The 13,210-nt window shown below is 65.4% G+C and carries 13 protein-coding genes; 11 read left to right on the top strand and 2 right to left on the bottom strand.

Going from position 1 to position 13,210, the window contains the following annotated elements:
• The first annotated feature begins 8 nt into the window (after nucleotides 1-8).
• The 4 genes from WIR04_RS04675 (at nucleotide 9) to WIR04_RS04660 (ending at nucleotide 5,785) form a co-directional block, all read left to right on the top strand.
• Nucleotides 9-899, top strand: a complete 891-nt coding sequence (locus WIR04_RS04675) for a DMT family transporter (protein ID WP_338890836.1) — start codon at nucleotides 9-11, stop codon at nucleotides 897-899.
• A 59-nt stretch (nucleotides 900-958) separates the two neighbouring features.
• Nucleotides 959-2,890 carry a methyl-accepting chemotaxis protein gene (locus WIR04_RS04670; protein WP_338890834.1) on the top strand — a complete coding sequence of 644 codons (1,932 nt, stop codon included), beginning with the start codon at nucleotides 959-961 and terminating at the stop codon, nucleotides 2,888-2,890.
• Between the two features lie 548 nt (nucleotides 2,891-3,438).
• Entirely contained in the window at nucleotides 3,439-4,839 is a 1,401-nt protein-coding gene (locus tag WIR04_RS04665) for an OprD family outer membrane porin (RefSeq protein ID WP_338890832.1), read from the top strand.
• 115 nt (nucleotides 4,840-4,954) lie between these two features.
• Nucleotides 4,955-5,785, top strand: coding sequence for an SDR family oxidoreductase (locus WIR04_RS04660; RefSeq protein ID WP_338890830.1), 831 nt, complete (start codon nucleotides 4,955-4,957; stop codon nucleotides 5,783-5,785).
• A 42-nt stretch (nucleotides 5,786-5,827) separates the two neighbouring features.
• Here the strand turns inward: WIR04_RS04660 and WIR04_RS04655 are convergent, their stop codons facing one another.
• The gene (locus WIR04_RS04655; RefSeq protein WP_338890828.1) at nucleotides 5,828-6,160 is read right to left on the bottom strand and encodes a DUF1904 family protein; all 333 of its coding nucleotides are present in this window, start codon (nucleotides 6,158-6,160) and stop codon (nucleotides 5,828-5,830) included.
• 70 nt (nucleotides 6,161-6,230) lie between these two features.
• On the opposite strand from WIR04_RS04655, the gene WIR04_RS04650 reads away from it, so the two are divergent.
• The 7 genes from WIR04_RS04650 (at nucleotide 6,231) to WIR04_RS04620 (ending at nucleotide 12,383) form a co-directional block, all read left to right on the top strand.
• Nucleotides 6,231-7,112, top strand: a complete 882-nt coding sequence (locus WIR04_RS04650) for a TraB/GumN family protein (RefSeq protein WP_025328033.1) — start codon at nucleotides 6,231-6,233, stop codon at nucleotides 7,110-7,112.
• A gap of 166 nt (nucleotides 7,113-7,278) precedes the next feature.
• Entirely contained in the window at nucleotides 7,279-7,428 is a 150-nt protein-coding gene (locus WIR04_RS04645; RefSeq protein ID WP_080675213.1) for a DUF3149 domain-containing protein, read from the top strand.
• 108 nt (nucleotides 7,429-7,536) lie between these two features.
• Entirely contained in the window at nucleotides 7,537-8,118 is a 582-nt protein-coding gene (gene smrA, locus WIR04_RS04640) for a DNA endonuclease SmrA (RefSeq protein ID WP_338890824.1), read from the top strand.
• A gap of 106 nt (nucleotides 8,119-8,224) precedes the next feature.
• Nucleotides 8,225-9,703 (top strand): carboxypeptidase M32, encoded by a 1,479-nt coding sequence (locus WIR04_RS04635; RefSeq protein ID WP_338890822.1) that lies wholly within the window; start codon nucleotides 8,225-8,227, stop codon nucleotides 9,701-9,703.
• A gap of 152 nt (nucleotides 9,704-9,855) precedes the next feature.
• Nucleotides 9,856-11,376 carry an AlkA N-terminal domain-containing protein gene (locus tag WIR04_RS04630; protein WP_338890820.1) on the top strand — a complete coding sequence of 507 codons (1,521 nt, stop codon included), beginning with the start codon at nucleotides 9,856-9,858 and terminating at the stop codon, nucleotides 11,374-11,376.
• Complete coding sequence (locus WIR04_RS04625) at nucleotides 11,373-11,849, top strand: methylated-DNA--[protein]-cysteine S-methyltransferase (RefSeq protein ID WP_025328037.1); 477 nt, start codon at nucleotides 11,373-11,375, stop codon at nucleotides 11,847-11,849. The genes WIR04_RS04630 and WIR04_RS04625 overlap by 4 nt, the downstream gene beginning before the upstream one ends.
• A 117-nt stretch (nucleotides 11,850-11,966) precedes the next feature.
• Nucleotides 11,967-12,383 carry a cupin domain-containing protein gene (locus WIR04_RS04620; protein WP_338890817.1) on the top strand — a complete coding sequence of 139 codons (417 nt, stop codon included), beginning with the start codon at nucleotides 11,967-11,969 and terminating at the stop codon, nucleotides 12,381-12,383.
• A 104-nt stretch (nucleotides 12,384-12,487) separates the two neighbouring features.
• Here WIR04_RS04620 and WIR04_RS04615 read toward each other — a convergent pair whose 3' ends face one another.
• On the bottom strand, nucleotides 12,488-13,153 hold the full coding sequence (locus WIR04_RS04615; RefSeq protein ID WP_338890815.1) for a class I SAM-dependent methyltransferase: 666 nt from the start codon (nucleotides 13,151-13,153) through the stop codon (nucleotides 12,488-12,490).
• Nucleotides 13,154-13,210 lie beyond the last annotated feature (57 nt).

The following is a 13,210-nucleotide window of genomic DNA, read 5'->3' as shown; positions in this document are numbered from 1 at the left end:
AGTGTTGGATGTCTGCTTCTTCCTGGTGGGACAAGTCCACAGGTTTTGCGCTGCTCACCATCTTGCTGTGGGCCTCGCTCGCGGCCCTCACCTCCCGGATCACCAGCGTCTCGCCCCTGGTGCTGGTAGGGCTGGTGCTCTTCTTCTGCGGCGCGGGCACACTGCCGTTCTGGCGCCAGTGGCGCGCCAGCCCCGTCACCTGGCTGGTGACCATCACAGCCCTCTTGCTCTATCACCTGCTGCTGTTCATGAGCTTTCGCCACGCCCCCGTGCTGGAGGCAAACCTCATCAACTACCTCTGGCCTCTGTGCATCATCTTGTTCACCCCATTGCTGCTGCCGGGCCACCCCTTGCGCCTGCATCATCTGCTGGCCGGGGTCCTGGGCCTCGCCGGCTCTGTGCTGGTGATGGTCGATGGCAAGCTGCAACTGCAGCAGGCCCATCTGCCGGGCTATCTGCTGGCGCTCGGCGCCGCCATCGTCTGGGGCGCCTACTCAGTGCTCTCCCGCCGCCTGCCCCCCGCCCCCGCCGTGGTCACCGCGGCCGCCTGCCTGCCCGCGGGACTCCTGGCCCTGCTGCTCGCCTGGGGGCTGGAGGGGCCGCTGCCCCTCGCCCGGATCCCGCAGGCAGACTGGCTGCTCATCGCCGGGCTGGCGCTCGGTCCCATGGGGGCCGCCTTCGTCACCTGGTATCTGGCGCTGAGGGACGGGGATCCCCGCCGCATCGGGGCGCTCGCCTACCTCACCCCCTTGCTGAGCACCCTGCTGCTGGTCTGGCTCAACGGTGAGCAGCTCACCCCGCGCCATCTGCTGGCGGGGGCCCTCATCATGGGCGGGGCCCTGCTCGGTCTGCTGGTGAAGACGCCCGGGAGCCGCAAAGCGGCGCAACCGCTGTCATAAAAACGCCATCTCCCCTGCTTAAGCTCACGCCCATTGCGTGGTTCAAGCAGGACTCAGATGTGAAAATTGCCCATTATGCCTCCCTCTCCTCCCTGGTACTGCTGCTGGTGGCCGGCGTTCAGGCCGCCGCCCTGTTTCACGGCTGGCAGCAGTTCAATCGAGCCGAACAGGCCCAGCGCCAGCAGGAGCGCCTGCAACAACAACTGAGCGGCCCCCTGCAGGGGGCCCTTCGCGACTACCTTGGCAGCGGCGATCCCCTGCGCCTGGCCGAGGCCCAGGGGATACGTCAACAGGCGATCGCGCTGCTGGCGCAGCTGGACGGGCAGCAAGCCGGCCCGCTGCACGCCCGGCTCGAGCAGATGGGGGCGCGCATCGAGGGGGACTACCTGGCGGCGGGCAAGCTCTCCGGCAACAGCCAGTGGCTGCTGCAAAACGCCGAGAACGAGCTGACCACCCAGGCCCGGGCCCTGCTGCGTTACGGCCTGCAGGGGGCAGATCAGGATCCGGCCAGCGCCGAGGCCTATCGCCAGGGGGCCGCCGACATACTGGCGACCCTGCCCGCCCTCGCCCACCAGCGTCAGAACTACATGGAGCAGGCCAGCGCCAAGCGCCTCGAAGGATTGCAGTTCGAGCTCGCCGCCCTGCAAAAACAGGCGGACGCGCTGGCGGCCCTGCCGAGCCTGAATCTCTTCGAGGAGGCCGCCGCCGATGAGTTCATCCTGGGAGAGCCGGTGCGCAAGGAGCTGGGGGAGCAGCCCAAAGCCGAGCTGGTCTCCCTGCTCAAGCGCTATCCCCAGGAGCTGGAGAGCAGCCGCAAGGCGCTGCAACAGCAGCAGCTGGCGCGCCAGATGGTGCAGCAGGACATCACGCAACTGCTGCAGGCCGGTGAGCAGCTGGGGGAGCGGCTCGCCACCGCCCGTCAGACCATGAACCGGGAGCTCGCCACCATACTCGGCTCCCTGGCGCTCTGCCTGGTGGTGGTCGCCCTGCTGTTTGCCCTGGTGCAGCGTCGCTGGCTGGTCAGGCCCCTGCTACGACTGCGGGCGGCCTTCCTGCAGCTCGATGCCACTGGTCAGGCACAGCTGCTGGCAACGGGGCGCGAGCGCAACGAGCTGGCCGACATAGTCGCGAGCTACAACCGCCTGATCCAGCGCCTGCAGCAGGATCAGCAGCAGAAGGCGGGGCAGCTCTCCAGCGTCTCCTCCAGCCTGCAGCAGATGGTGGAGCAGGTGCAGGAGATCCATCACAGCACCCGCACCACCGAACAGGCGGTGGATGAGAGCGACACCATGATGCAGGAGCTCAATCAGCTCGCCAGCGAGGTGCACCAGGTCGCCGCCGAGATAGCGGAGCACGCCCAGCACAACGAACACTCCATGAGCCAGAGCGAGCTGCTGGTGGGGGGCATGCTGGCGGCCACCGCCCAGACCGGCCTCGCCATCGACGAGAGCAGCGGCGCCCTGGCCCAGCTGACCCGCTCGGTGGAGGATGTGACCGCCATCGTCGACGTCATCGGCCACATCTCCCAGCAGACCAACCTGCTGGCGCTCAACGCCGCCATCGAGGCGGCTCGCGCCGGTGAGCAGGGACGCGGCTTCGCGGTCGTGGCCGACGAGGTGCGCCACCTCTCCGCCGACACCCAGCGCTCCCTCGGCCAGATCACCGAGATCCTGGCCAGCCTCACCCAGGCGGGGGATCAGCTCGCCACAGTGCTGACCCGCATCACCGCAGAAGCCGCCGGGCAGCGCCAGCAGGCCGAGCAGTTGCGCCAGACCACCCAGACGGTGCGGGAGATGGCGCGCAGCACAGCCGTCATCGCCCTGCAGGGGGCCGACAACGCCAGGAGCCAGGAGCACAGGCTGGCCAGCTTCGCCGCCCTCATCGGCCGCATCAGCCAGCACGCCCGCCAGGGCAGCCGCCTCTCGGTGCAGGTGTCGGAGCACATCCACCACCAGGCCCAGCAGATCCCCCGGATCCTGAGCCAGGCCTGAGTCACCCGCCCTCATCAGGCCCGGCGTCCCTGTTTGCGCCGGGCCAACCCCTTCATGTGCCCTCATTACAAGTCTGCCCCCGGCAGGGCTGATATCTTTTTTTGTGACACAAAATTATATGTTGCCGCCAGGTTAACAAAGAAAGTTCTGCTTCAGCGCCAAGATCCCCTCAGGTAAACGGAAAAAACCACCTGAAAACGCTCCCATTACCGACATGAGCGGGCTGGGAGTGCCCACACCAAGAATCATGATTATTTGCACTCGGTCATATTTTTGAAACTTGGCGGGAACTTTACGTTGATATTTCGCACCGCGAACGTACTCTTGGTGGTGTCAGATCGCCAAGGATCGAGACCTAAAAAATAATGACTGTAAAGATGCAGATTGCCCTTCAGTGATGCGCCAAGGCGTCCGGGCAGACGGGCACAACACAGAACAGTTTCTTTTTGCCCTGCGGGGTGTTGATTGCAATGCCAATGCCGAGCGGCGGGCCTCTGCCTGACTGCCGGAAAAAAAAGCTAAGTCCATAAAATCAGGAGCAATAACAAATGGAAAAAGTGATCTTCAAGCGCGCCTCTTTGAGTGCCGCCGTGGTTGCGGCGCTGCTCGCCCCCGGCATGGCATCCGCGGCTCAAGACATGATGAGCCCGGAATACGGCAAGTCCTATGAAGCCTTCATCGACGAAGGCAAGCTGACAGGCGGCCTGTTCTACTTCCAGCGTGAGCGTGATCGCGTCCAGGCCGGTCCGGGTCAGGATGGCAAGTACCACTCCAACCTGAGCCATGCCACCACCCAGGCAGCCCTGAACTACAACTCCGGTTATGCCTGGGGCATGGTCGGGCTGGATGTCGGCGGCTTTGGCGCCTATGACCTGGCCGTTGACGAGAGCAACGGGGTCAACGAAGAGAACGAATTCTCCTTCTGGGGCGACCAGTGGGGTTCAGGTGGTGACGGTGTTCCCGAGAATGGCTTCAGCCTCTCCACCGCCGCCTTGAAGCTCAAGTTCGGTGACGCTGTCACCGCCAAGGGTGGTTACACCCAGCTCTATGTACCCGGCATCATGGGCGTCAACTGGTCCTATCAACCCGGTACCTACCGTGGTGGCCAGATCGAGGGCAACTTCGGTGGCCTCTACCTGACCTACGCCATCGCCGATGAGTACAAGGCGCCCTGGTTCAAGAACACCGCCGGCTTCTCCAAGAGCAGCCCCTATGCCAGCGATCCCTTCACCGATGCGAACAAGATCGACTACATCCACGGTCTGGCAGCCCGTTACACCTTCGAGAACGGCACCGCCATCACTGGTGGCTTCGGTCAGTCCGAAGGCTACATGGACAGCTACCACTTCAAGCTGGCTCACAAGTTTGACGTGCTGGGTGGCCTGAACACCAGCTACCAGTTCTACGGTTCCGACACCGAGAACGAAGACTATGACGGTCTGGCATGGCAACAAGCCCTGACCGCAAGCTGGGCAGCCGGTCCCTACTCCTTCCGCCTGGAAGGGTTGTACACCAAGGCCGAAGGGGATCTGGGCAACTACCTGCCCCGTCTGACCCGCGGCTACGGCAACTCCCAGGGTGCGAACGAGATCTGGTGGGATTCCCGCTCAGACTGGAACCACAACGAAGAGAAGGCCGTCTTCTTCGGTACCACTCGTACCCTGGATGATCTGGTCGGTGCTCCGGGTTGGGCCGCTGGTGTCTCCGGTGCCTACGGTTGGGATGCCAACAATGGCGACGGCACCCTGGAGCCGGGCAAAGAGTGGGCCGTCAACTTCGACGTCATGTACACGGTGCAGGATGGCAAGCTGAAGGGCACTCTGTTCAAGCTGCACTACACCGATTACAACAACGAGCAGGACGACAAGGGCAGCTGGTACTACCCGAACATGTTCAGCTCCGAGCATGACGTCAAGTTCCACATCATCATGCCGTTCACCATCATGTAATCAGGCATCTGTTCTGACCGAAAACCGGGCCAAGTGGCCCGGTTTTGTTTTTGGTCGCGCTCGGGCTACCATGCCCACTTCGGCCCTGTGCTGGCCGCCAATCAGGATGATCTTCATGCCCCACCCCTTCGTGCTTATCACCGGCTGCTCCAGCGGCATCGGCCTTGCCGCCGCCAAAGCGCTCGGCACCCACGGCTTCACCGTGATCGCCTCCGCCCGCAAGGTCGAGGATGTCGCCCAGTTGCAACAGCAGGGTCTCTTGGCGGTGCAGCTGGATCTGGCGGACACCGCCAGCATAGAGCGGGGGGCGGCAGAGGCGCTGGCCCTGGCCGGGGGACGTCTGTACGGGCTCTTCAACAACGGCGCCTACGGCCAACCTGGTGCGCTGGAAGACTTGCCGACGGAAGCGCTCAAGGCGCAATTCAACACCAACCTGTTTGGCTGGCACCATCTCATTCGTCAGGTGCTGCCGGCCATGCTGGCCGTGGGCGAGGGACGGATAGTGCAGAACAGCTCAGTGCTTGGCCTGGTGGCCATGAAGTATCGCGGCGCCTACAACGCCAGCAAGTTCGCGCTGGAGGGCTACACCGACACCCTGCGCCTCGAGCTCGAGGGCAGCGGCGTGCACATCAGCCTGATAGAGCCAGGCCCCATCGACACCCGGTTTCGCGCCAATGCCCGCGACGCCTTCGTGCGCCACATAGATCCGGCCCAGAGCCGCCATCAGGGCGCCTATCGCCAGACCCTGACCCGGCTGGAGAAAGAGGGGTCCACCAGCGGCTTCACCCTGCCGAGCGAGGCCTGCATACCGCCGCTGCTGCATGCGCTGCAGAGCAAGCGCCCCAGGCACCGCTACCCGGTCACCCTGCCCACCAGGCTGTTCAGCATACTGCGCCGCCTGTTGCCGAGCCGCTGGCTTGACCGGATCCTCGGCAAGTCGGTCTGATCCCCGGCGGGGACTGATCCCCGCCCGAGCGCCAGCATCTGATCAGTAGTGCTGGCCGTTGCTGTAGTAGGCGCTCTTGACGATGGGCAACACCTGCACCACTACATAGGTCTGCTCCCCCTGCACCGCCTTGAGGTGGCGGGTGATGAGGGCGGCGGCGGCATCCTGCACCTCCTGCGGGCGCTCGAACCAGACCAGCTCCACGAAGGGGAAACCGGCCTCTCGCTCGCCATTTCTCACCTGGATGCTGTCGACACACTCCAGGGTGACGAACTCCGGCTGGCCGCCAGTCAGGGCACAGAGATCCGCCAGCAAGGGCGTGCTTATCTGCTGCAGGGTGTCGACAGAAACTGCCCGAAAACGAAGGTGGGGCATGGGAAACCTCTTGGCTGTGACAAATGAGGACTTATCATAGTGCACTCATCCCGCTCACATAAGGTGCCTCATGAGATTCCATCGCACGCTGCTTTCCTTACTGCTTTGGCTGCTGCTGCCGCTGAACGCCTATGCCGATCCGGCCTTCTATCGCATCAGCAAGGGCAGTGAGCAGCACTGGTTGCTGGGGTCCATCCACGCGGGCAAGCCCTCCCTCTATCCCCTGCCGGATCCCGTCGAGCGCGCCTGGCAGCAGAGCCGCGCCCTGGTGATGGAGGTCGACATGACCCATATCAGCCAGGCGCAGTGGCAGGAGATGGGGGCCATCACCCGGCTCGTTGACGGCAAGACCCTCAAGGATCACCTGCCCATGGATCTCTACCGGCGTACCCTGATCGCCGCCGGCCAGAACGGCCTGAACGAGAGCATGCTGGCCCCGCTGCGCCCCTGGTTTGCGGCCATCACCCTGACCCAGGCGGCCCTGGAGCGCACCGGCTTTCGCGGCGAGTTCGGAGTGGATCAGCACTTCGCCAGGCGGGCAAACGACGGCGGCAAACCCATAGTCGGGCTGGAGACCCTGCTGGAGCAGCTCGGCTATCTGGCGAGCGTCGGTGACAACCAGACCCTGATGCTGGAGAGCACCCTGGATGAGCTGCCTGAGCTCGAGAAGGGATTCACCGAGGTAATGGCGGCCTGGCAGAACGGGGATCAGGCCACCCTGATCAACCTGCTCAAAGAGGAAATGGCGCCGCCCAAGCTGCAAGCCTGGCTGGAGCAGACCCTGCTGGCGGAGCGCAACCGCAACTGGGTCAAGAAGTGGCCCGGCCTGCCAAACGAGAGCTTTATCGTGGTAGGGGCCCTGCACCTTTACGGCGAACAGGGCCTGCTCGCGCTGCTGGAGCAGCAGGGCTGGCGCATCACGTCGCTCACCGAACCCGCAGCGGCAGACTAAGTCCGCAGAGCGGTGCCCTGCCGCCAAGCGGGGCGCCGGGTGCGAGGCCGCTCACAGAATGGGTTGCCGATTAAATAACCGCGAAGGGACTTGATCGAGATCATCTCATTCCACCCAAAGAGGTATCTATCATGCCTGTCATCGCGCAATGACAGGAGTGAACGAGATGGAATTCTGGATGAACCTGATGTTCGGCAACAGCGTGGGGCTGATGTCCATGCTGGTGATTATCGGCACCTTCCTGCTGATCAGCGCCTATGCGGTCTATTTCATCTACAAGGTGATGCACGCCGAGCCGCCGCGCGAGGAGCAATAAACCGGCGCGACACCAGGTGCGGGCCCCTGAGCCCGCCGCGCCCCCGCCATTCTAAGCACAGACCAGGCCCGCTATAATGCCCCCTCATTCTCATGCGGGGAGCCTGCCGTGTCTCATAACGACGAACTCTCACTGTTCCTGCAGGAAGTGGCCGATGTGCGGCCGCTGCGCAGCGACCACATAGCCCTCAGCGCGGGCAACAGCCTGCCGACCGAGGCGCAACTCGCGCGCCGGGAGGCCGCCACCGCCGAACGGCTCACTCTGGATCACCTCAGCATGGAGGCTGTCCCCATGCTGGACCCCCACGACATCGTCGGCTTCAAGCGCGACGGTGTGCAAGAGGGGGTCTACAAGAAGCTGCGGCTCGGCAAGTACGAGCTGCAAGGCTCCCTCGACCTGCACCACAAGACCATCAACGAGGCGCGAACCGCCCTGGTGCAGTTCATTGCGGAGTGCGAAGTGCGGGACATCCGCTGCCTGCTGATCCTGCACGGCAAGGGGGAGCGCAGCACCCCGCGCGCCCTGCTCAAGAGCCATGTCAGCGCCTGGTTGCCGCAACTGCCTGCGGTGATGGCCATCCACAGCGCCGAGCGGCGCCACGGCGGCAGCGGCGCGCTCTATGTGCTGCTGCGAAAGAGCGAGCGCAAGAAGGCCGAGAACCGCGAACGGCACCAGAAGCGCCTCGGCTGACCGCCTGAGGGTGGCCCCCGCCCGCGGCACAGTGCTAGCATCGGGCTGCCCCGATCATGCCAGGTACGGGGTGCATACCATCAGGGACGATAACAAGGACAATCCCATGTCATATCAGAAACTCGAACAACATCAGCAACAACTGCACCGCCTCTCCCACCTCTCCGCCATCTGCGGCTGGGATCAGGCCGCCATGATGCCGGAGGGGGGCAACGAGGCCCGCGCCGAGGCGATGGCGGAGCTCGGCGTGCTGATCCACGGCAAACGTACCGCCCCGGAGCTGGGCGACTGGATTGCCAGGGCCGAGAGCGAACCGCTGGACGCGACCCAGCGCGCCAACCTCGCGGAGATCAAGCGCCACTGGCAGGATGCGAGCCTGCTGCCAGGCGAGCTGGTGGAGGCGCTCTCCTTGGCCGGCAGCAAGTGCGAGCACGCCTGGCGCCGCCAGCGCAAGGAGAACGACTGGGCGGGCTTTGCCCCTAACCTCGAGGAGGTGGTGCGCCTGTCGCGGGAGGTGGCAACCTTGCGCGCCGAGGCGCTCGGGGTGCGCCCCTATGACGCCATGCTGGCGCTGTACGAGCCCGGCATGACGAGCGCGAGACTGGATCAGATCTTCGGCGATCTGACGAGCTGGCTGCCTGGCCTCATCCAGCAGGTGAGCGAGCGGCAAAAGCGCGACACCATGCTGATCCCGCAAGGCCCCTTCCCGATCCCAACACAGCAGGCGCTCGGTCAGGAGGTGATGGGGCTGCTCGGCTTTGATTTCGCCCACGGCCGGCTCGACGTGAGCAGCCACCCGTTCTGCGGCGGCGTGCCGACGGACGTGCGCATCACCACGCGCTACAACGAGGACGAATTCGTCTCCAGCCTGATGGGCATAGTGCACGAGACGGGCCACGCACGCTACGAGCAGGGCTTGCCGCGCCATCTGCTCGGTCAGCCGGTCGCCGAGGCGCGATCCATGGGCATTCACGAGAGCCAGAGCCTGTTCTGCGAGATGCAGCTCGGCCATCACCCCGCTTTCCTTTCGCTGCTCGCGCCGCGCATCAGCGCGCACTTCGGCGAGCAGGCCGCACTCGCACCGGCGAACCTCGAGAAGCTGTACAACAGGGTCGAGCCCGGTTTCATCCGCGTCGATGCGGACGAGGTGACCTACCCGGCGCACGTCATACTGCGCTACGAGCTGGAGCGCGATCTCATCGAGGGGCGCATCGAGGTCGCGGACATCCCCGCGCTGTGGGACGGGAAGATGCAGCAGTGGCTCGGACTCTCCACCCAGGGCGACTACCAGAATGGCTGCATGCAGGACATTCACTGGACGGACGGCTCATTCGGCTACTTCCCGAGTTACACGCTCGGCGCCATGTACGCGGCGCAGCTGCGCTTCGCGCTCGAGCGTGAACTCGGCGACATGGGCCAGCTCATCGAGTCCGGCCGCCTGCCGGAGATCTTTGGCTGGCTCGGCCGCCACATCTGGTCCCAGGGCAGCCTGCACGGCACGGACGAGCTCATTCGCCGCGCGACCGGCGAGGCGCTCAATCCGCAGTGGCTGCGCAAGCACCTGGAACAACGCTACCTGAAATAGGCGCCTTCCCCGGGGCGCGGCCCAGCGCTGCGCCCTCTCATCCCCTCCCCGAGCGCCCGACTTTTTTTGCTATTCCTGTCCGTTTTTGGCTAGTCACTCCCCTTGCACCCGCTTAGTCTCTGGGACATGCACAACCTCAGCCGAGTCATGCCATGAACACAGCGTCCCCCGTCTCATCGCCCCAGGACGAGATCATCCCCGGCCTCACCCGCGAGCAGTGCCACGCCGCCCGGCTCGCGCGAGACGCACGTTTCGACGGCCGCTTCTTCACCGGCGTGCTGTCCACCGGCATCTATTGCCGCCCCATCTGCCCTGCGAGGGCGCCGCACGAGCACAACGTGCAATATTTTCGCTTCGCGGCGGCGGCGGAGCAGCACGGGCTGCGTCCCTGCCTGCGCTGTCGCCCCGAGCTGGCGCCGTCCCAGAGCGGCGATCTGCCGCCCCTGGTCGCCCAGGTGCTGGCGCGCATAGAGCGCGGTGAACTCGGGGAAAGCAGCCTGGGCGCGCTCGCGGCGCAGGCCGGGATCACGGAGCGCACGCTGCGGCGCCAGTTCGAGCAACACCTCGGCGCCTCGCCAAAGCAGGTGGAGCAGACGCGCCGCCTGCTGCTCGCGAAGCGGCTGCTGACGGAGACGCATCTGCCCATCACGGACGTCGCGTTCGCGTCTGGCTTTGCGAGCATTCGTCGCTTCAACGATGCCTGGCAACAGGCCTACGGGCTGACGCCCGGCGCCTTGCGCAAACGGGAGGGCGCTGCGCCAGCCGAGACGCCGCAAACGAGCCTGCAACTGCACCTGCAATATCGCCCGCCATTCGATGCCCGGGCCATGCTCGCGTTCTACCGGCTGCGCGCCATTCCGGGGCTGGAGCGGGTGGATGAGCGCGGTTACGAGCGGCGCCACAGGGTCGGCGAGCAGGAGGGGCTAGTTCGCATCGAGCCCCTCGAGGGGGACAGGCTCAGGCTGACGGTGCAGGATCTGCCGCCGAGTGCACTGCCGGACATACTGTATCGCGTGCGCCGCATGTGGGATCTGGACGCTGACATGGGGCGCATTGGCGAGCAGCTGGGGCAGGATCCGCTGCTGGCGCGGATACAGGGGCGCTGGCCAGGGGTGCGGCTGCCAGGGGGCTGGGACGAGTATGAAGTGATGCTGCGCGCCATCGTCGGCCAGCAGGTATCGGTCAAGGGTGCCATCACCATCATGGGGCGCCTGGTGGCGCGCACCCTGGCGCAGTTTGGCATAGCACAGCTGCCGACCCCGGCCCAGCTGTGCAATCTGGATCTCGACGGCATCGGCATGCCGGGCAGCCGCATCCGCACGCTGCAGGGGCTGGCCTCGGCGCTCGCGAGCGGCGCCCTCACCCTGGGCAGCGCGAGTGACGAGCAACTGCTCGCGCTGCCGGGCATAGGCCCCTGGACTGTCGCTTACTGGCGGCTGCGCTGCGGGCTGGACACGGACGCCTTCCCCGCCTCGGATCTCGTGCTGCAAAAGGCGCTCGGGGGCGGCACCAAGCTGCCGGTGAAGGAGGTGGAGGCGCGAAGCGCTTCCTGGCAGCCGTGGCGCGCCTACGCCGCGAGCTGGCTATGGCACGCCATGAGCGAGCAGCCCGCGCTGCTGACAGACCCGGCACGGGAGCACCCAGACAACGAACCCAAGGAGACAACCCCATGATCCGTTACGATATGTTGCCCACCCGCTGCGGCGATCTGCTGGTCGCCATCGATGAGCGCGGTCTGGTGCACGTGGACTTCGTGGCAGGGCTGCGGCCACTGCCCGACATGAGCGACTGGCGGCAGGACGGCGAGGCGCTCGCCCCCTTCCTCGCCGAGTTTCGAGACTACTTCGCGGGGCGGTTGCAGCGCTTCACCCTGCCGCTCGCGGCGCGGGGCACGGCGTTTCAGCAAGCGGTGTGGCAGGCGCTGTGCGACATCCCCTACGGCGAGACCCGCAGCTACGGCGACATAGCGCGCGCCATCGGCAAGCCGAGTGCGAGCCGCGCCGTCGGAGCTGCTAACGGTCGCAACCCGCTGTCGATCATAGTGCCCTGCCATAGGGTGATAGGCCAAAGCGGCAGCCTGACCGGCTATGCGGGGGGCCTGCCCATCAAGCAGGCATTGCTGCACCTAGAGGGCATCACCACCTAAAGCGCCACATCGGCCAGGCACCGCGGGCAGGCTGCCCAGACCCTATGCTTGGAGAGGCGAGACCCTGACGGCCTCGCCCCCTTGAACGGGTCGTTCAACTCGCAAAGGAGAGAGCAGATGAAATTCATGTATGCCGTCGTCCTCTCGCTGTCGGCTCTGCTGCTGGTCGCCGTCCCCGCCCGGGCCGAGTCGACCCTGGTGATGACCAAGGCCGATCTCAAGTGGAAGGACATGGGCAACGGCATCGCCGCCGCACCGGTCTCCGGTGACATGGCCAAAGGGGAGAGCCGGTTCTTCCTGAAATACCCGGCGGGGCTGGTGACGCCGAATCATCATCACGACGCGGATCACTATGTGACCCTGGTGTCGGGTGCCGTCACCCTGACGGTCGCAGGCAAGGAGTACCCCCTCGGCCCTGGCGATTACTTCGCCCTGACCGACAAGGTGCCCCATGTGGCCAAGGTGGAGAGCGCGGAGCCGGCGGTGTTCTTTATTCAGGCGGATGGCCCCTGGAATGTGGTGATGGAGAAATAAGTGGTGTGATCTGCGGCGGGCGCCTGCGGGCCCCGCCGGGCAGGGTTCCCGGACTGAGGCGCCCCTCCTTCCTCCCCCCGCAACGATGTGGCGTCAAGGCTGGCTCAACGCCGCAGCGCCAACCAGCCGTGAAAGCCGAGCGCCTGAAAGTAGCGCTGCCCCGCCTCGAAGCCCGCGCCCTGTAACAGTTGCTGAAGTTGCCTCTCATCGAGCGGAATAAAGTCCTGTTCGAGCCGCTGTACCATGCGCGCACTGGCGGACTGAGGCAGACCCGCCAGTCGGGCCTGCTGCCCCATCACGGTCCACTCGACCGGATCCGGTGGCACCATCAGATCCGCCAGCAGCAGCGGGGCCCCCGCCTTGAGCTGGCGGGAGATATCGGCAAGCAAGGCCGCCTTGGTGGCTTTCTCCAAGAAATGCAGTACCAGCAGACAGAGTGCGCCGTCGCATTGCAACGAGGCAGTGGGCAGGTCTCCCTGCAACCAGCTGATCCGCGCTCCCATCCCCGCCTCCTCGGCCCTGTGGCGCGCCAGCGCCAGCATGTCGGCCGAGATGTCCTGGGCGACAAACTGCCAGCCGGGGCAGAGCCTGCCGAGCAGCACCAGCTCGCTGCCGGTGCCCACCCCCACCAGCAGCACCCGGGCGCCGGGGCCGAGCCGCGTCATCAGCTGAGCGGCACTCAATTGATGCAGCAACTCATAACCGGGCACCAGCAAGGGAATGCGCTCGTCATAGACCTGCGCCCCCTCTCCTGCAAATCGCTCCGTCATCTCGCTCTCTCCTCTGGTTGGAGTCCCTTGATAGGGGCTACCGCCGGGAGAAGGTAA

The sequence above is a fragment of the Aeromonas rivipollensis genome (assembly GCF_037811135.1).
GTDB classification, from domain to species: domain Bacteria; phylum Pseudomonadota; class Gammaproteobacteria; order Enterobacterales; family Aeromonadaceae; genus Aeromonas; species Aeromonas rivipollensis.
The sequence above is the reverse complement of the archived record's forward strand: the minus strand, read 5'-3'. Positions and strand labels throughout refer to the sequence as shown.